Origin of the sequence: Sphingobacterium griseoflavum, assembly GCF_014653155.1 — a bacterium.
Lineage (GTDB): Bacteria > Bacteroidota > Bacteroidia > Sphingobacteriales > Sphingobacteriaceae > Sphingobacterium > Sphingobacterium griseoflavum.
This window is the reverse complement of sequence record NZ_BNAF01000016.1, coordinates 67,434-86,464: the sequence shown is the minus strand read 5'-3', so window position 1 is coordinate 86,464 and position 19,031 is coordinate 67,434. Positions and strand designations below refer to the sequence as shown.

The 19,031-nt window shown below is 47.2% G+C and carries 10 protein-coding genes; 7 read left to right on the top strand and 3 right to left on the bottom strand.

Going from position 1 to position 19,031, the window contains the following annotated elements; genetic code table 11:
• Nucleotides 1–8,994: Ig-like domain-containing protein (locus IE165_RS17300; RefSeq protein ID WP_189627907.1), on the bottom strand; the 8,994-nt coding region annotated here is incomplete at its 3' end.
• Between the two features lie 631 nt (nucleotides 8,995–9,625).
• Between IE165_RS17300 and IE165_RS17295 the strand changes: the two genes are divergently transcribed.
• Genes IE165_RS17295 through rimK form a run of 4 tightly spaced genes read left to right on the top strand, consistent with a single transcriptional unit; the run spans nucleotide 9,626 to nucleotide 12,788 of the window.
• Nucleotides 9,626–10,114 carry a DNA-deoxyinosine glycosylase gene (locus IE165_RS17295; RefSeq protein ID WP_189627906.1) on the top strand — a complete coding sequence of 163 codons (489 nt, stop codon included), beginning with the start codon at nucleotides 9,626–9,628 and terminating at the stop codon, nucleotides 10,112–10,114.
• Nucleotides 10,115–10,173: 59 nt separating this feature from the next.
• Entirely contained in the window at nucleotides 10,174–11,352 is a 1,179-nt protein-coding gene (locus IE165_RS17290; protein ID WP_189627905.1) for an AIR synthase related protein, read from the top strand.
• Nucleotides 11,353–11,359: 7 nt separating this feature from the next.
• Complete coding sequence (locus IE165_RS17285; RefSeq protein WP_229826628.1) at nucleotides 11,360–11,806, top strand: ATP-dependent zinc protease family protein; 447 nt, start codon at nucleotides 11,360–11,362, stop codon at nucleotides 11,804–11,806.
• Nucleotides 11,807–11,852: 46 nt separating this feature from the next.
• A complete protein-coding gene (rimK, locus tag IE165_RS17280; RefSeq protein ID WP_189627904.1) occupies nucleotides 11,853–12,788 on the top strand; it encodes a 30S ribosomal protein S6--L-glutamate ligase in 936 nt (311 codons plus the stop codon).
• Between the two features lie 45 nt (nucleotides 12,789–12,833).
• Here the strand turns inward: rimK and IE165_RS17275 are convergent, their stop codons facing one another.
• Together IE165_RS17275 and IE165_RS17270 are read right to left on the bottom strand one after the other, a co-directional pair.
• Complete coding sequence (locus tag IE165_RS17275; RefSeq protein WP_189627903.1) at nucleotides 12,834–13,508, bottom strand: response regulator transcription factor; 675 nt, start codon at nucleotides 13,506–13,508, stop codon at nucleotides 12,834–12,836.
• Entirely contained in the window at nucleotides 13,480–15,006 is a 1,527-nt protein-coding gene (locus tag IE165_RS17270) for a sensor histidine kinase (protein ID WP_189627902.1), read from the bottom strand. Before IE165_RS17270 ends, IE165_RS17275 begins: the two co-directional genes overlap by 29 nt.
• A 68-nt stretch (nucleotides 15,007–15,074) precedes the next feature.
• Between IE165_RS17270 and IE165_RS17265 the strand changes: the two genes are divergently transcribed.
• From IE165_RS17265 to IE165_RS17255, 3 genes are all read left to right on the top strand, one after another.
• The gene (locus IE165_RS17265; protein ID WP_189627901.1) at nucleotides 15,075–16,508 is read left to right on the top strand and encodes a DUF4270 family protein; all 1,434 of its coding nucleotides are present in this window, start codon (nucleotides 15,075–15,077) and stop codon (nucleotides 16,506–16,508) included.
• An 8-nt stretch (nucleotides 16,509–16,516) separates the two neighbouring features.
• A complete protein-coding gene (locus IE165_RS17260; protein WP_189627900.1) occupies nucleotides 16,517–17,506 on the top strand; it encodes a Kelch repeat-containing protein in 990 nt (329 codons plus the stop codon).
• A gap of 224 nt (nucleotides 17,507–17,730) precedes the next feature.
• Nucleotides 17,731–19,023 carry a 4Fe-4S dicluster domain-containing protein gene (locus IE165_RS17255; RefSeq protein WP_189627899.1) on the top strand — a complete coding sequence of 431 codons (1,293 nt, stop codon included), beginning with the start codon at nucleotides 17,731–17,733 and terminating at the stop codon, nucleotides 19,021–19,023.
• Nucleotides 19,024–19,031 lie beyond the last annotated feature (8 nt).

The window sequence follows — 19,031 nt, the reverse complement described above, 5'->3', positions numbered from 1 at the left end:
TGCTAGTTCCGTCAAGGTCGGAGCAGGCGTATCGGTGATCGTCACGCTTACCTCCGTACGCAAAACGCTCTCACAGCCATCGCCGATCTGCGCAGCATAGTACATGCCGCTGCTCAACGATGCGGTCGATGGAAGAGCCGTGCCTCCCGAGGCAGCATCGTACCAGACCACCGTGCCCGTAGCACCCGCGGTATTCAGGTCGGCAACCGTAGCACTGTCGATCGCACAGAAGGTCTGTGCTAGTTCCGTCAAGGTCGGAGCAGGCGTATCGGTGATCGTTATGCTAACAGGAACCCGTTCGCTTTCACAGGCCGTTGACGAATTCAACTGCTGGCTAACGTATACAATACTCGTCCCAGCTATCGCTGTGTTTACCATTGGAACATCAGCCATCGGCGTATTGGTTGTTCCATCTGCATAGAAAAGCAGAATATGGTTGGGTAATGCCGTGACGTTGTAACCTATCATCGCGTCGGTCGGCGATTGGCAAACCGTTTCATTTACCACAATCGGAGCTTCCGGCAAATCATTAACAGTAATGGTTATCGGTGTGCGATCTCCTATCTCACAATTCCCGAACCGAACAGTCTGCACATATAAGGTTGTGTCGACGCCTGCAGGTAAACTAGCAACATCAACCACCGTTCCCCCTATTGGAGCATCGTAAATGAGATAAGTTGTACAGTTGTCGGGAACAGGGATATCGATTACATCGCCCGGACAAATCACAAAATTGTTATCACCGTCAGGCCCTACCACCACCGCAGGAACAACACGTCTGATCTCACGTATTTGTAACTGATCCAAGACACTCGCAATCCCACCATAAAGGATTTTTACCCGATCGAACGGTGCCGGGGCCACAAACTTTATGCTCGCCTGTGATCCACCACCTAGCAGCGAGATATTCAGCAGACTACTCGTATGACGAACAGGTTCGCCGACCGCAATATTGCCTAAATAAGGCTGGATCGTGAATGCATCAAGCAGCCCTACTGTTAACAGTGTTGCAGGCTTAGCCACATCAATAATCAACGTGTCTCCAGCTAGAGCCGGCGTATGATACAATAATTCCATTCGGCTATAGGCGTTCACACCCACGGCATTATTTAGTACCGCAGCTGTCGACGGGTCATTGTCGATGGCATTTAGCGGATTTTCAATCGAAACAAGGCCCGTTAGCAAGCCAACACCACCGATTGGGCGCTCAACACCGGTGAGCACATCCATCACGGTCTGGCTGTTTTCACAGTCTACCGTACCTTCCTGCTGATAATAAGCTTCATAGACATGGACGCGTTGTGCCACGTTCGCCAGTGCTTGTAGGTAAACGCGGACACCGTTATAGGCTATGGTTTCTCCGCTTTCATCCGTTGGCACGAAGGTATATTCTACGATATTTAAGCCTTCCACCGTGCTTGCAATGTCTGCACCGAGCGACTGGGAGACACCGACCGGCGCCCCTGCCGCATTGACGGCCTGAATGCGTAAACCACCGGCTACCTGCACGAGCGTGGATTGTTTTCCAACTTTAAGGGTTACTGCTGTCCCTGCTGGGATCGAATTACCCGACCATTTAATATTCTGATAGGTCTGTCCGAACAATCCCAAGACGTTTGCCCCTTCAGTTAATACACTAAAGGTCGCAACATCCTTGTCGGCCGCGCGCTCTGGAGATGAAACACTGCCTAATGGAATTCCCAAGAGGTTCGAAACACCGAATTGCGACGCATCGGAAGCGTAAACACGCGTGAAAATAGGTGGACATTCCCCCGGATTAAAGACACGGATAGTAATATTTGCTGCTGTGCTACAGCCTGCCGCATTGGTGGCAATCAAGGTATAGACATAAGTTCCCGGTGTAGCGAAGGGACCAAACACAGAACCGGTAAAATCCATTCCCGACTGTGTTTTCCAAACGTAATCAACGCCATCTTCTTGCATAAATGCTGGAACAGGAACAGACTCGTTAATTTCGATATTATAGGAAGTGGGGCCATTAAACAAGATTCGAGGAGCCCGACCTACGTTAACCGTAAAGGCTGCACGGGTTGCAGGGTCATTTTCACAGATATTTGCTCCAGCAACAGATACATAGTAGGTGACGGTATCCACCGGCGTAATATTGTATACAGGCCCTGTGAAGACTGGAGTCGTCGCCGTAGTACTGTCATACCAATAAAAGACTGGATTAGCGACCGTAGTTGAAGTCGCCGATAATTGAATGGCCTCACCTTCGCAACTGACGCTACGGCCATCCACGGAAATATCCGATTGCACAGCTTTCCTATTGACCACGATCTCAACACCGGCCGATGGCAAGCTCTGACATGTTGCCGCATTGCGTGCTACCACACTGTAGATTCCAGCATCCGCCAAACTTGCTGCGGAAATTTGCAATGTATTGGTGGTTTCTGCCAAAGGGATACCATCTTTAAACCAAATGTAAGAGGCAGAACCAGCGGTTGCCGTTAGCAGAAGCTCATCACCTTCGCAAACGTCTTCCGCACTGGCGGTTATGACAGGTGTCGACGGTACAGCAGAGACCACTACTTGAACCTGGGCAGGTGGATTATCGAAGCAATACAATGGAGATTCGACAATCGCATAATATGTTAATGTTCCCGGAGCACTAGACACAACATCTATACTTCCTCCCGCACCGAGTAAACCACTCACAGCGCCCGTAGCAGCGTCATATCGAGCATACCATCGGATAATCTGTGGATCAACACCAGCAAGCGTACCTTGAAGTGTTGCGCTAAGCGTGATGGTATCCCCCACACATATGTCCGCAATGGGATTAATCGAAATATCGCCAGCTACGACGGACGTACATGCTGTTGGCATGCTGAATGATGCCGCCTCGTACACCTCCGCGTTGGAAGCGTTAGCAGTATTGACAATCGCCGGAACAGCCACAATGTCAAGCGGATCGTCCACCGTTACCGTGAAGGAGAAACTAACCTCATTTCCAACGATAAGTTGCGGATGGGTCAGCTGCACGCTATCCTGAACTGCCACAAATGAGCTGGAGCTCGTAAATGTGCTGTGCATAGGTATTCCAGCCTTAACAAGTAGATTGTCAAGATTCTTATTGCCGTTATTGGCCAAAGTAAGGGTATAGCGGATATCACTTCCTGCTTGAGCTTGCCCTGACACGCCATTCGTATTGACACCTACTAAAGTAAGTTGCAGTGCGTAAAGATCGGTCACTGGAATAAGCGTAGGTGTACCTGGCGTCGCGGCAGGATCTGGACCGGCAGCAGGATTTTCTGGCTCCAATGGTGGTACTGACCCTAGATCTGGATCCGACGTATTGATCGTCACAAAAGCAACATTGGAAATGTTATCCAGTCCTGTCAGATTACTATCTATCTTGACAGTAAAACGTAATGCTTCTGTCTGCGCGTAGGGAATGGATACATTGGAGAAGTTTACGGTACCTGCGTCAAACGTTCCTCCGTTTGCTGCAGAAAGGAAGCTCGTTCCGGCAGGCAAGGCATCACTTATGGACAGCCCTGCAAGATCTTGATTGGCGTTGTTACGCACATAGATCGTGTAGGTCACTTCTTCGCCACCGGCTACTGTAGTTGTTGATACACCATTGGCGACGGAATATCCTTTCCATGCCACGACATCATCCGTCAGCAAAACAGGCACAAGAGTCGGATCGCCAGGGCTGGAACCCGGTGCTGGTCCTGCCGCTGAATCCGTTGGATCTGCGGGTGCCGTTCCTGTCGAGACACCACCAACATCAATCGTGGCCACATTGCTAATGGCATCGATTCCCGTCAAATTACCGTCCACCTGCACGGTAAAACTTCTACTTATGGTATCACCTACCGCTATATCGATTCCCGTAAACGTCACCGTGGTAGTTCCATTGTCCGGCAACGCTTTGGTGCCCACGGGAATCAAATCGCTAATCGATATAGCGCTTAAATCCTGATTCCCAGTATTTGTTACGTAAATTGTGTATGTAATGTCTTCACCACCGCTTACCGTCGTTGCAGACGTTCCATTGCCAATAGCAAAACCCTTCCAGGCAGCAACCGTTGACACGGGCGACACCGGTACATCGGTAGTTGTCCCAGACGGAACCATTTCGTTAGGTCCTCCATTAGGATTATCAAAATCAGCCGGCGGTACGGTCCCCGTCCCCGAATCATTAACGTCTTCTTTTACAAATGCCACATTACTGATCATGGTAGCGCCCGTAAGGTTACTGTTGACAAGAACATTAAAAGAGCGTACCACCGTATCACCTACCGCAATGGAAACATTGTCAAAAACAACACTATCAGACATCAGCATACCTCCAGAGCCAGAAACATAGGTTGTGAAAGCCGGGATCTTATCGACAATTCTGTAATTGGTTAGTTCTACAGATCCGGTGTTGACGACATGAACGCTGTAGGTCAGCTCCTCGCCTCCCACAACCTGCGGAACGGCCTGTCTCGAGCTAGTTTCTTGGTATGATTTCCAAGTTTTGAACATAGGCACAGTACAGTCTTTCTCCACAGAATAAACACGTAGCTCTGGCAGAACCCCAGCACTTAGTACACCTTTTAAACCGACGCTGATCCGATCATAGGCTACACCGGGAGCATAAGGAACCACACCACCCGTTGCATTATTCAAGATACCCAATACATTCAGTCCGTTGATCAACGCACTTTGTACATCCAAGGTATCGACCGGTGTTGCCCCCTGATAAGCTACTATTTCCAAGGCTCCGATGATATTGGCATTGAGAGCACCCGTACCATACTGCAATCTTAGATTGACCACTTCGCTTGGAAGCGCCAGCTTCCTAAATTCGAAGTATTGTCTTACAGATTGCCCGACGGCCAAATTGCCTAAACTTATTTCAGCGTAATCCGTGGTATTGTCATTGATTGCGTGTTCCGGATTGTTGACACCAGCGCCAGATCCTGCAAGATCGGCTGCAGACAAGTTTAATCCAGAAGCGTCAAACGACGTGGTAAACACCGGCTGGCAGTCGGACAGCGGATTATCCACACAGGCACCATAAACATTCATGGAATTGGGTTGCGCCACCAAAGGCAACGCTGTGTTCGTGTGATCAGTTATACGAATGGCATCGTATTCAGCCGTAGGTGTGACAGCCACATAATAGCGTCCTAACTTGTCTTGGACAAGGCGTAACCGCATGTTGTTGTTACCAAAATTATTATGGCTACCTCCTTCTAAAACGACAACACCGTTCCGTTTCGCTTGCACATTGAAATAATGGTTGCCCAACAGGAGATTGTCGACTAGTGTTGCCACAGCGCTTCCCAAACTGCCGCCGAGTAAGCGATTTAAGACGCTAGGATCAAAATCAATCCGTACATATGCTGTCTTATTGGCTGGAACAGGAGTATCAAAACCAAGTTCTACAAAACCGCTGAATTGATTGGGTTGTCCAGCAAGAAGCTGTCCTAACAAAGCATTAGAGCCAGAATTCAATGTCGCAAAGGAATCAAAATCGTCATCAAAAAGATTGGCGACGTCATTGGCGTTGGACGACGCTACCAAACTCGTCACACATACTGGATTCTCGAAAGGCGAAGGCGTTTTAGTGGTTGGACAACCGTCGCCTATCCGCGTCACGCTGTACAGTCGGATGGCCGGGGTCAACGCAACGTTCACCAGAGAACGCGCCACAATATCCACTCGATCATAAGGTGCTGCCGTTTCAAAAAACAGCGTCTGTATTCCTCCCGAAGCAAATAAATCTACGATATTGAGGTTATTGATAAGCGCATTCTGTAACGTAAACCGCTCCACCTCGTCACTGCCTTGGTAGGTGATAATATCATAACGGCCTACGAGATCGACGTTTGCTAAAGTAGCCGGATTCAGTTGCAGCCGGATGGCCAATGTATCGCCTGCAGCAGAAAGCTTATTGAAATATATGCGCTGGGCGACTTCAGCCGCGACAGCTACCGTCCCAGTACTGATTTCAGAGTAGTCCGAAGAGTTATTGCTAATGGCGTGGTCAGCGTTGCGTACGCCAGCTCCATTAAGCGCTCCCAGTGTCAAGCCAGATTGATCAAAAGACGTGAATTGGGCAGGAAGGCAATTGTCCACCCCCATCTCCACGCATGCTTCGTAGATGCGCATGGAAGCGATATCCTGTGTGGCGCCCACCAAGGAGGGAAAGTGTTCCGTTATACGGACATATCGATAATCGGCATTTGGCGTAATTGCAATATAATATCGGCCTATATTATCCTGCACAATCCTAAGGTCTCCGCCCAGCACATCGGTAAAAGCTGCTGCGCTGGATCCTGACAAGACAGGTGTTCCACCCGATGAAGTCATTTTAGCCTCTACGCTAAAATAGTGATTGCCCAATAGCAGGCCACCCGCGTTACTCACTAGCGTTCCCAAAGTGCCACTTAATAATCGATCCAAAATATCCCCGTCCATATCGATTCGCACGTAGGTAGTTTTGTTCGCAGGAATAGCCGATGGAAATTCGTACTCCAAAAAGCCGGAATAGCCACCTATTCCCAACAATGTACCACTACTGGCGGTCAACGTAGCGAACGATTCGTTGTTGCCGTCGGCTGCCAAATGGGGATAATCCGCGTGCTGCCAATCCACAATCTGCGCGTCGCAAGCGGGCACTTCGAATGGACCATCTGTGGGCGTCGGCAAAACAAAATCTGGGTCTTCACATCCCGAACCTGGAGGGCCGAAACGCTTCACATCGTAAACTTCGACCGCAGATTCTAATGCGCTCACCTGTAGCAGCGAATTGACGCGGATTTCTATGCGATCAAAAGCCCTACCTGGCGCGAACGTCAACGTGCCTGCCTGGCCCGAACCAAGGAGACCAAGGACATTTGTACCATTTAACAATCCTCCTGCGAGTGACCGCCGGTATATTTCCTCCGATCCGTTGTATGCCACAACTTCGTAGGCTCCTAACAGATCAGCATTGAGCGTCTGGTTGGCCTTTATGGCCAGTCTGATCTTGAATACCGAATGGGTATCGCTCAATGAATTGAAGTTTATAAACTGCGACATTGAGCCTGCCGCACTCAACATCCCTAAGTTGATCTGGGAGAAGGTAGATGGGTCATTGTCGATAGCATACTGAGGGTTCTCCACACCTGTTTTACCTAACTGCAGCAAAGACAAACTAATCCCACGACCGTCAAAAGAAGTCGAAAAAGCAGGGTTGCAGGTTTCATCACTGGCGTCGTAACAAATGCTGTAAACATGCAAGTATTGCGCTGGCGACAAAAGACCAACTGCTGCAGCTGTCCGATCTGTCAAACGGATACCATCGAAAGGTACCGTCGACGTTATGGCGATGTAAAAGCGCCCAGCATTATCCTGCACGATTTCAACCTGACCTGCCGCATTGTTAAAGAGGTCTGCGCTCGAGGTGTTCAAGAGCACATTTGTACCCGCTTTAAGCTGCAGTTCAAAGTAGTGATTGCCCAATACCAAACCGTTCAGCAGACCGCTCACCAAGTTGCCTATACTACCAGCCAATAAAGCCTGCAATACGTCGTTATCGTAGCCGATCCGTATAAATGCCGTTTTTCCCGCTGGCACGGCCGAAGGAAAATTGACTTCCAGATGTCCAGCTCTATCACCGAGTCCGATAAGGATACCTGCATCCGAACGAATCGTTGCATAACTGTCAAAATTATCATCTGTAGCAAACTGTGCGTCATCAACATTCCGCGAAGAGACAATGCTCGTATTCGCGCAGACAGGCTGAAAGAGCGGATTTGCCACGCCAGCAGGAGCCGGACAGGAATCGCTCACGCGCGAAACTCCGTAGATACGAAGGTCGGACGCGCCGAGATTCAGACCCAACGTATTGAACAGGCCGATCTCCACACGATCAAACGGGTTTGCAACCACTATGGGAACAGTGACAATGCCGCCACTACTGAATAATCCCAAAAGATCTAATCCGCTAATCAACGCATCGCCCAAACTGTTGTCGGAAACGAGCGTAGCCCCCCTATAGGTTCGGATGTGGTAGGCGCCAAGCAAGTTTGCATTCAGCGTAGAAGAGCTTATCTGCAAACGTACATTAAGGGTGGTATTGGGTTCGGAGACCGCTGGGAAATAAATACTTTGCGAAGCCGTGGCCAACACACTTAGTGCACCGGTGGATATTTCAGAATAATTAGAGGTATTTTCGTCGATTGCAAACGCCGGATTTTTTACGACTTGCCCTAAATTTACGGATATACCTGTCTTGATACCCGCATCGCTGTACAACGCAGACCCACAAACACTTGGATTTTCCAACGTGAAAGTGTCGTAAACATGCAGATTTATGCTTGCACCGAGCGCTATGCCCAACAAATTATTGGGATAGCGCACTTTTAAACTAACCGCATTGTACGCGGACGCTGAGGTTATGGCGACGTATATATTGTTCTGCGCATCCTGCACAATAGCCGAGGTTAGCCCCGCAGAAATTTTTGTACCCGATTCTATATTATTTGTTCCAGCGGCAGCCTGTGTCCAGACTTCGGGTGTGATGACATTATTGGTCAATAGACCTGTCAAGTCTCCCACAAGCCCCACAAGGTCGACTCCCACGCCACTCGTGGTCGGCAGATCAATACGCACATAGGTTGTCGTACCCGCCGATCGTGCAGAGGGAAAGATCATTTGTGACCAAGCTTCGCCCGAATAACCTACTGTGACCAAACCCAAATCAACCTCTGTAGCCTTGGCAGTAAGGGTCGCAAAGCTCGCTTCATTGCCATCTGCGGCTCTCCCTGCATTCGAAACCACTGCATAGGCATCATTTGTCGTAGGCGAATAGGTGGGTGATAAGGTTGTAGAAACGCGTCTGCCAGAATTTTGGGACTGCGCGTATTCTTTAGATTGTGCCTGCAATATGTGGGGAGCCAGCAACAGCATAAAATACACAATCAAACGAAACAGGTTACCGGTAAGGCGGTATCCTTCGCTGTCTACAAGTAAGTTAGTTTTCTTCATAGTTTCATAAGCTTGGTATTGGTTGGCCTAAGGAAGTGAACCTTAGGCCAACAAATAACATAATTTTCATAAGCATGGCCCTTCGTATAGCTACATGGGCACTTGACAAAACTACTGATTAAATTGAATAACCAAAATATTTTTTAATAAAAAATACAGTATAAATTAAGTTATTTATTTATTTTAAAAAGATATAAATATAATTTAAATAGAAACCAATATTTTTTTTAACATATTTTAACGTTTGAAATATCTTATGAGGTACGCAAAACGGCTGTTCCAAAAAAACTTGTATAATGAAAATTAAAACGTTACGGATTGAAATATGATAAACATCACTTTTTATGGTGATTTTCGTCAAATAATTTTCATTAGCGAAATTTGCTGGACAGATTTGTAACCGAAGCACAACAATTGGGAATAATTCAAAAAAAATAGGTGCAGGTACAACCAAAAAATTGTGGGATGCGTTCGACCAAATTTTTAGTCGCTAGTCTTATCATTGGCGGATTGACGTCAATTAAACAGCTACCTGCTTGAAACTTCTTCCTGCCTATCAGTACCGCAACTTGTCGTCAGGGACGAGCTGTAAAAATTGCTGCAGCGGGAATTTTTTCGCTATCTTCAAGCCATGTTAAAAAAATCTTTCCCTGCGGTTATTCCGTCAAATTGCCGATTGTTGATTTTGGGCTCGCTGCCTGGCGATCGCTCACTAGCTGAGCATCAATACTATGCACATCCCCAGAATAGATTTTGGCGCACCATATCCACGCTTTTAGGCAATGAGTTGCCGGCCAGCTATGCAGCAAAGTTAAGTCTGCTAGCGCGCAAAGGCATTGCTTTGTGGGATGTTTGTCAGATGGCATGGAGGCCTGGAAGCATGGACACCGATATCTTGCACGAAACTCCCAATCCGATCACGGCCTTACTGGGGGAACACCCCAGCATAAAAACAGTCTGCTTTAATGGCCAAAAAGCGGAAAAACTGTACGACAAATATTTTGAAAGACTACCAACTATTGCTTATCACCGTCTTCCTAGTACTAGTCCGGCGAATGCAGCCTTTAACCAGCAACAGCTTTTAAAATACTGGGCAATCATCCTTGCAGACCAATCCTAATTTCTTTTTCGTTTTTCGGTTTTAAGAATCGCATTGTGTTTGCTATTTTTGCAGGCAAGATGTCAGACTTAAAATACAACCAACGAGGTGTATCCGCTGGGAAAGAGGATGTGCACAATGCAATCAAAAACATTGACAAAGGCCTTTTTCCAAAGGCTTTCTGCAAAATCATACCCGATATATTAGGTGGTGACGATGCTTGGTGCAATATCATGCATGCAGATGGAGCGGGAACAAAATCGTCATTGGCCTATGTCTACTGGAAAGAAACAGGCGACATCTCTGTTTGGCGTGGCATTGCACAAGATGCTATCATCATGAACGTAGACGACCTGCTATGTGTGGGAGCGATAGATAATATCTTGCTTTCTTCCACCATTGGAAGAAATAAAAATCTGATTCCAGGCGAAGTGATTGCCGAAATTATCAACGGTACAGAAGAAATATTGGAAGAGCTTCGCAATCTTGGCCTCGGCATATATTCTACCGGTGGCGAAACTGCTGACGTTGGCGATCTTGTGCGTACAATTATTGTGGATAGCACGGTAACTTGTCGCATGAAGCGCGACGAGGTCATATCCAACCACAAAATTCAACCGGGCAACGTTATCGTGGGGCTCGCATCTTATGGACAGGCCACTTACGAAAAGGAATACAATGGCGGCATGGGTTCCAACGGTCTGACCTCAGCTCGACACGACGTTTTCCATAAATATGTAGCAGAAAAATATCCGGAGAGCTATGATCCCGCCGTTCCTTATGAACTTATTTTTTCCGGAAGCTGTAAACTTACAGATGATATCACTATCGGAAACGGGCGATACACCAGCGCAGGCAAACTGGTACTATCCCCCACTCGCACCTATGCGCCGATTATCAAGGCTATCCTCGACAGGCATCGAAACCAAATCGATGGCATGGTTCACTGTTCCGGTGGTGCGCAGACGAAGGTTTTACATTTTGTCGACGCGGTACATATCATTAAAGACAACCTTTTCCCCATACCACCTCTTTTTGATCTCATTCAGAAACAATCACAGACAGATTGGCAAGAAATGTACAAAGTTTTCAATATGGGACACCGTATGGAGATCTATACTACAGAGGAAGTTGCAAAGGATATCATCGCGATAGCTTCAACATTTGGCGTTGAGGCACAGGTTATTGGGCGCGTAGAGCGTGCACCAAGCAAGAAAGTAACGATCCGGTCACCGCACGGAGAATTTATTTACGAATAGTAAGGCTATGGTTGTCCTGAAAGAGAAACGTATCATTGGCAGTATAGAAACGGTAGATCTTCCAGAGCTAGGCTTATATAATATAGCCGCTAAAATAGATACCGGGGCGGAAACATCGGTGTTGCATTGCGAATATTTCGAAGTATTTGAACAAGACGGCCATCGGTATATACGCTGCTATATTGCGGGGCATCCGGAGGACGAGGACGCGGAAGTTTTACATCTGACCTTTCCTATACACCGAGAACGGGTAGTTAAAAGTTCTTTTGGTCAGGCCGAGACAAGGCATATTTTTTTAACAAAAGTAAAATTATTTGACACCCTTTATAACATCAAATTATCTGTACGAGATCGCTCTTCCATGTCCTACCCCATGCTTTTGGGCAGGAACTTTATCAGCGGTAAGTTTTTGGTAGATGTGTCCAAAAAGTACCTCGCCAAAAACACCATTTAAAACTTATTATCGATTTAACTGTTTATCCCAATAAAAAAATCTTTCAGTGAATATAGCCGTATTATCGACGAATAGAAATCTCTATTCCACAAAACGCTTGGTCGAGGCTGCCGAATCACGTGGACATCATTGCCAGATCATTGATCATAGCAAATGCTACGTCGGTATACAACAAGGGAAACCCACCATTCATTATAAGGGACAGGATTTATCCCACATCGATGCCATCATTCCACGCATAGGCTCCTCGTTGACATTCTACGGATCGGCTATTGTGCGCCAATTTGAGGTGATGGATGTCGTGTCAGCAAATCCCAGCCAAGCGATCACACGGTCGCGCGACAAACTGCGCTGCATGCAGATCTTATCTGGTGCAGGGCTGGGTCTGCCCATTACAGGGTTCGCCCGGTCGGTGTCCGATGTAGATGATTTGATCAACATGGTCGGCGGAGCGCCTCTAGTGATTAAGTTGCTGGAAGGTACGCAAGGAATAGGCGTTGTCTTGGCGGAAACGAAAAAAGCGGCATCTTCCGTTATTGAGGCCTTCTATGGATTGGGCAACAATATCTTGATTCAAGAATACATCAAAGAAGCCAAAGGCACCGACATCCGTGCTTTTGTGGTAGATGGAAAGGTAGTGGGTGCGATGAAGCGTACCGCCAAAGAAGGTGAGTTCAGATCCAATTTGCATCGCGGTGGCACAGCAGAAATCGTCAAATTGACACGCACGGAACGGGAAACGGCAATTTCGGCGGCCAAAGCCATGGGACTTACCGTAGCGGGAGTGGATATGCTACCCAGTGCAAGGGGGCCTCTGATATTGGAAGTAAACTCCTCTCCTGGCCTTGAAGGTATTGAATCGGCCACCGAAAAAGATATCGCCGCCGAAATCATTAAATACCTTGAGGGACAATACAATGCGAAGCAGACGCTAAAACCATCCATTCCGAAAAGAAAGGTAAAAAAAGAAAGTAAGTTATAGCATGTGGTAAACATCGGCGGCAGGCAAACTTGCCGCCCATATCATTTAACGTATACGCATCTGGTATCCGACATGGCGAATGTTGACAATGCTTATATTTGGATCCTCCCTTAAGTACTTCCGGAGCCGTGAAACAAAAACATCTAAACTTCGCCCGGCAGACAAAGGGTCGCCGTCCCAAAATTCCAATAGTATTTCGCGTCTCGGTATCACCGTATTTTTGCGTTCCACCAATCGCCGTAACAACTCGCTTTCTCGAAAAGACAATGCTATTTCTTGATCGCCAAACAATAGCAACTGTTTCGCTGCGTTCAACACATATTCTCCGATAATGATACGATCGTTAGGGTTGTATTTATTAGACATCTTCGCAAGCGAAACTACACGAGCGATCAGCTCCTCTATATGAAAGGGCTTTTTCAGGTAATCGTTTCCGCCGATATCGAAACCTTTGAGTACATCTTCAACCGACGCGCGTGCCGTCAGAAACAAAATCGGTACTGCTTTGTCATGTTCTCTGATTTTCGTAGTCAATGCAAACCCGTCCATCCGCGGCATCATTACATCAACAATTACGACATCCGGCTTCGATAGCTGAAAAGATTTCCATGCCTGCAGGCCATCCAGGCATTGACGAACCCGAAACGCTTTCGCGCGAAGCCGGTCCGTGACGATACGTCCCAGTTTTTCTTCATCGTCCACCAGCAAAACGTCTATCATTGTCTTTTAATTTTGGAATGTTTATAATAAATAAGGCGCCGCCACTTTCAGCATGCTTTACTTCTATTTTGCCACCGTGTTGCTCCAATATACGTTTGACATAGGGCAACCCCAGTCCAAATCCCTTCACTGAATATTGGTCACCACGTGGCACCCTGAAAAATGGTTCAAACACTTGCTGTTGATAAGCCGTAGGAATACCGACACCGTCATCTTCGATACGGAGATGAGCATCGCTATGGGGCTGATCACGAAGCTGTACAAGGATATGCTTAGCGCCATATTTCAAGGCATTGTCTAATAAATTACTGATCACATTTTTTAGGTGATGGGCATCCCCTTTGATAAACACCGAAGATACAGGCTCTTCAAAATCAATACTGACATCTTGCCAAACTTTCGCTAGCCGTACGTGTGCGACAGATTTACGAATCAATTGCGAAAAATCCAAAGACAAGCGATCTAAAATAGGGCCTTCTTTCGGATCAGCATCTGCGATGTCCAGTACTCGATCGATCATCCCTGAGAGATGATCTAGCTCTTCAACTGCCATCAGATGGTATTGCTCGCGCAACTCGACATCGCTCGCATCGATAGAATCGTGGAGCGCGTCTACAGCCAAAGAAACGGTGGTAACCGGTGTGCGCAACTCGTGCGTCAGGCTGTTCACAAAGGCCTTTCGCAGCAGATGCAACTTATTCTGTTTTAATATGGTAATGAACAGGTAGAAAAACGTGCCCAGCACCACCGCCAAAATACAAAGCGATACAACCAATTGCCAGCTCATGGAATACAGCAGGAATTCCCACGGTTGATCAAAATGCACGAAGATAAAACGCCCCTGCTGGGGATCGATCAACATAGGCCGTAGGGAAAGCATATCCGGATTTTTACTTTCCAAACCAATCGGAGAACGTTCACCATCAGAAGCATACGCTAACCGGAGTACGTAGCTTCCTTGCAAGCCATTTTCGCGCAATATTCCATCAAATCGATGTTTGATCTGCTGCAAAGCGCTATCTGTTAGCGTCGCGCTCTGCAAAAAAGCAAAAGGCATGATGTGTGACCGCCGTGCCGTCTCCTCCTCATCCGGCGTAAACCTATCGGTGTTTGCGACCACCTTCCTTTGCTGCCGAGAAAAAAAAGGACGTGGACGGTCGCTCGCGCTGTCAAAGCGGTGCTGCCGTTGACTACGCAAAATGGAATCCAGTATATTTTCTAAATCCTGTTTAGGTATTTCGGGCGCAGCAGCCCTGATTCCCTGAAGAAATGCTTTGTACCAAGGTGGCCGCATGGCCACATGCAGCCGATCTGGATATTTAACCTCCATTTCCTGCATCACGTCTTGTACAGACTCGAACAAAGATTGCTCGGCCGTCGCCCTAAAAAGCCCCATCCGCTGATGATAGCTTCCGTACAACCAGCTACCGAGCACCACAACGATACCGATGGCGGCACCTACCACCAGCAGCATCACCAACTTTAATTTATATTTCATTTGACAGGGCGAAAATAAAGATCAATTTTCGACATGCCCTTTTGCTTAACCTAGTTTAACAAAATGTAATGTTCATTAACATAGCGTATCGCCAGTTTTGCTGCATCGATTTGATTCAGTTTGCAGGTATGATATATTCCACGATTTTAAAAAAACGATTGCTGTTCGCAGCATCCATAGCTTTCCTCATCACTAGTTCTTGCACAAAAATAGAAGGTGTCGGCTTAGAGGCCGAGCAGAACCTACTGGCCGTAAACAGCTCCGATACATTTGCGGTAAGTGCGTCCACCTTTTTGCTGGATCCTTTGCCATCTGCTGGCCAAGGAGGATTGTTAGTGGGAGCCTTCGAAAACGAGTATGTCGGACAAACGCGAGCCTCTACCTATTTCAGGCTAGCTGTACCCGATCTATCAACGACCTTTACCAATGATGTCCAATTCGATTCGTTAACCATCAGTTTCTTTTACAATGGGTATAGCTACGGAGACACCACACAAACCATGGGTATAAGCGTCCATCGGCTTAGCCAAGCAATCGACCCTAAAGAACTTTCCATCGCACTAGAAGGTGATGAATTTCCTGTCTTCGCTTCGGGAGAAACGCTTTACACCGATCAAGAGTTTGCATATGCCAGAGAGCCCCTAGGCACCACGCGTTTTTCTCCAAAACCCCATTCCAAAAAGGATACAGTCTCCATAAAACTCGATCAGAATCTAGGGCATACGCTTTTTGGCATGGTGCTATCGAAAGACAGTAGACTTACGGTAGAAGATGACTTTCTGGACTTTTTCCGCGGATTGGCCATCATATCCGAGCCTGATGCAAAAGCAATCGTGGGCTTCAAAGACTCCATCGCATTCAGTCTGCATTACAGTTACGAAAGACAATCCGATGGACGCCGTATCACAGAAGAGCTGACCATCAACATGGGCAACAGCGACTATCAATATAACCGAATAGAAACTGAGAGGAGCAATAGTCTGCTTCGAGCCATGACCGCGGTTAACAGCGAGATTGTGTCGACATCGACCGATAGCAGAACATTTGTCCAAGGACTAACAGGGCTCGTTAGCCGCATCAGGTTTCCGGGTATTCGCGAAACACTTGGTTTAGGTGCAACCGCCATCAACAAAGCGCAACTCATTATTGAGACGGACCAGCTTGAGTATGGCTTTTACCCTCCTCCAGACTCGCTTATCTTATTTGTCGCTAACCGATATGGTACACCAACATCGTTGGTTAAAAATGCTTCCGGCGCTTCGCTTCTAGCCGTCTATCAACAAGGGAGTACGTCTGGCGGAATAGGAAGGGGAAAGTATGTCTTTGACATTAGCAACTACCTGAGCGCCTTGATTAAAACCCAAACATATGACGATGAAGAAAGTCTGCTTATCTCGCTCCCGACGACCACATTGCTGTCTAGAACAAATGTGCTGCAAGTCGCGCAGAACGACAACAAACCCGCTATTAAATTAAATGTACTATACATCAAAACACAATGAAAATGAAAATGAAATGGATAATCAAACTGTTCCTGTTGGTCACTCTTGCTCTACCTGTGGTCTCTTGCTCCTCGGATGAAGACGACGATCCGGACGAATGGACGAAAGGAGCCGATTTTGAAGGTCTCCCGCGCAGTGGCGCCGTGAGCTTTAGCATAGGCGACTATACCTATCTGACCACAGGTTATGGCACCAATTCCAATCGATTTGTTGATACTTGGCGTTTCTCGCCAGCTTTACAAAGTTGGGAACAAATGAGCACCTTCCCCGGAGAGGCGCGTAACAACGCCGTATCCTTTGTCATCGATGGTAAGGGATATGTCGGACTGGGCACAAATTCAACGACGATGTTCAAGGATTTTTACGAATATGACCCCAGCACAAACGTATGGACAAAAGTCGCAGACTTTGAGGGATCCGCACGCTACGCCGCAGTCGCATTCTCGCTCAATGGTGTCGCCTACGTCGGGACAGGCCGTGATTTCGACGGTCAGGATTTCAATGATTTTTACACCTTTACGCCAGATGCCAGCGGCGGCAAATGGACGAAGGTATCCAGCACGCCAAACAAGCGCTCATTTGCCTTCACTTTTGTTCTAAATGGATTGGCATACCTCGGTGGCGGCGTTAGCAACAACCAAAATGTAAGCACATTTTATGCTTTCGACGGTACCAACTGGATAGAAAAGGAGCCACTCTCCGATCGTGATGATGACGATTATACCTACAACTTGACGCGTCTAAGTCCCTCCGCATTCGTACTCGATGGCACGGCATTTATATCGGGCGGTTTGGCCAGTTACAATGGCTCTCCGACATCGAGCACTTGGCGCTATGTAGCCTCCGGCGACTATTGGGAGGAACATCAATCTTTCGCCGGATCGGTTAGGCATCAAGCTATCGCCTTTGTACACGGCAGTGTGGCCTATGTCGCCACAGGACGAAGTGGTACCTCTCCCTTTTATGATATGTGGAAGTTCATGCCGAATCCTTGGTAGCCAATCGGCTCCCGCTATCATACCTCGTTGGCATGCGCCGATGACAACGTTAAGCAACCTTGGTGTAAGCATCGAGGTTGCTTTTTTATTCCCTGAAACCTATACTTACTGCCGATCGCTCCTTTAAGTAAGATAGCATTTCTATTTTTAATGGTTCCAAATAAGTATTATGCTAGCATAGTATTAATCTGTTCTTTATATTTGTGATACCTGAAAAAATAGTTATGATAAGTCAAGTCATTTTTTTCTGTTTGCTGTTCGGTGCCCTGGCGTTTTTCACGATAAATGCGCGTCGCATCTATCGCAACATAAGATTGGGCAAATCCGATGACCGCCGCGGAGATGCTAAAGCACGCGTAAAAATGATGTTACTGGTCGCTTTCGGGCAGAAAAAGATGTTCAAGAAGCCACTACCTGCGGTGCTGCACCTTTTTGTCTATGTCGGCTTCTGCATCATTAACATTGAAATGTTAGAGATTGTTATCGATGGTATTTTTGGCACACATCGTGCGTTATCGTTTATGGGCTCCTTTTATGATTTTCTCATTTATGCTTTCGAACTATTAGCCTTCGCCGTGCTGGTCTCCTGTTTGATCTTTTTTATCCGCCGAAATGCCCTGCAGATCTATCGATTCAAAGGAAGAGAACTCAAGGGATGGCCAAAATCTGATGCCAACCTTATCCTGTTTACGGAAATTATCCTGATGGCAGCGTTTCTGATAATGAACGCCGCCGACTATAAACTACAAACGATGGGATTCTCCCATTATCATCTCGCTGGATCCTTTCCTATAAGCAGCTATTTAGCCGGCATCCTACCGGATAATAGCAATAGCCTAATAGCCATTGAACGTACGGCCTGGTGGTTGCACATCATCGGCGTGCTAGCTTTCTTAAACTACTTGCCCTTATCCAAACATCTGCATATTATACTTGCCTTCCCCAACACGTACTTCTCCAACCTGAAGCCCAAAGGAAAGTTTGAAAATATGCCTGCCGTTACAGCAGAAGTAAAGGTGATGCTGGATCCATCCCTTCCTCCACCATCAGGTGAAGTAGGACGTTTCGGTGTAAAAGATGTACAGGACCTGACGTGGAAGAACCTTTTGGATGCCTACACCTGTACCGAGTGTGGGCGATGCTCAGCCGCATGTCCGGCCAATATAACCGGCAAACTATTGTCGCCACGCAAAATTATGATGGATACGCGTGACCGGCTAGAAGAGGTCGGTAAACAAATCGATAAAAACAAAGCTTTCCAAGAAGATGGAAAGTCGCTGATTGACGATTACATCAAGCGCGAGGAGATATGGGCCTGCACCAGCTGCAATGCTTGTGTCGAGCAGTGCCCCGTTAATATAAACCCGCTAGAGATCATCATGGGTCTGCGTCAGTATGCCGTGATGGAGGAGTCACAAGCGCCCGCTAGCGTCAATGCCATGTTTAACAACTTAGAAAACAACGGTGCCCCTTGGAAGTATGCGCAAGCAGACCGTGCCAACTGGACAAACTCGTAATAACACCA

Excerpts from the sequence above, each read along its gene's own strand:
- IE165_RS17295 (WP_189627906.1), top strand. The coding sequence starts at position 9,626 with ATGTTAAAAAAATCTTTCCCTGCGGTTATTCCGTCAAATTGCCGATTG.
- IE165_RS17290 (WP_189627905.1), top strand. The coding sequence starts at position 10,174 with ATGTCAGACTTAAAATACAACCAACGAGGTGTATCCGCTGGGAAAGAG.
- IE165_RS17285 (WP_229826628.1), top strand. The coding sequence starts at position 11,360 with ATGGTTGTCCTGAAAGAGAAACGTATCATTGGCAGTATAGAAACGGTA.
- IE165_RS17275 (WP_189627903.1), bottom strand. The coding sequence starts at position 13,508 with ATGATAGACGTTTTGCTGGTGGACGATGAAGAAAAACTGGGACGTATC.
- IE165_RS17270 (WP_189627902.1), bottom strand. The coding sequence starts at position 15,006 with ATGAAATATAAATTAAAGTTGGTGATGCTGCTGGTGGTAGGTGCCGCC.
- IE165_RS17265 (WP_189627901.1), top strand. The coding sequence starts at position 15,075 with ATGTTCATTAACATAGCGTATCGCCAGTTTTGCTGCATCGATTTGATT.
- IE165_RS17260 (WP_189627900.1), top strand. The coding sequence starts at position 16,517 with ATGAAATGGATAATCAAACTGTTCCTGTTGGTCACTCTTGCTCTACCT.
- IE165_RS17255 (WP_189627899.1), top strand. The coding sequence starts at position 17,731 with ATGATAAGTCAAGTCATTTTTTTCTGTTTGCTGTTCGGTGCCCTGGCG.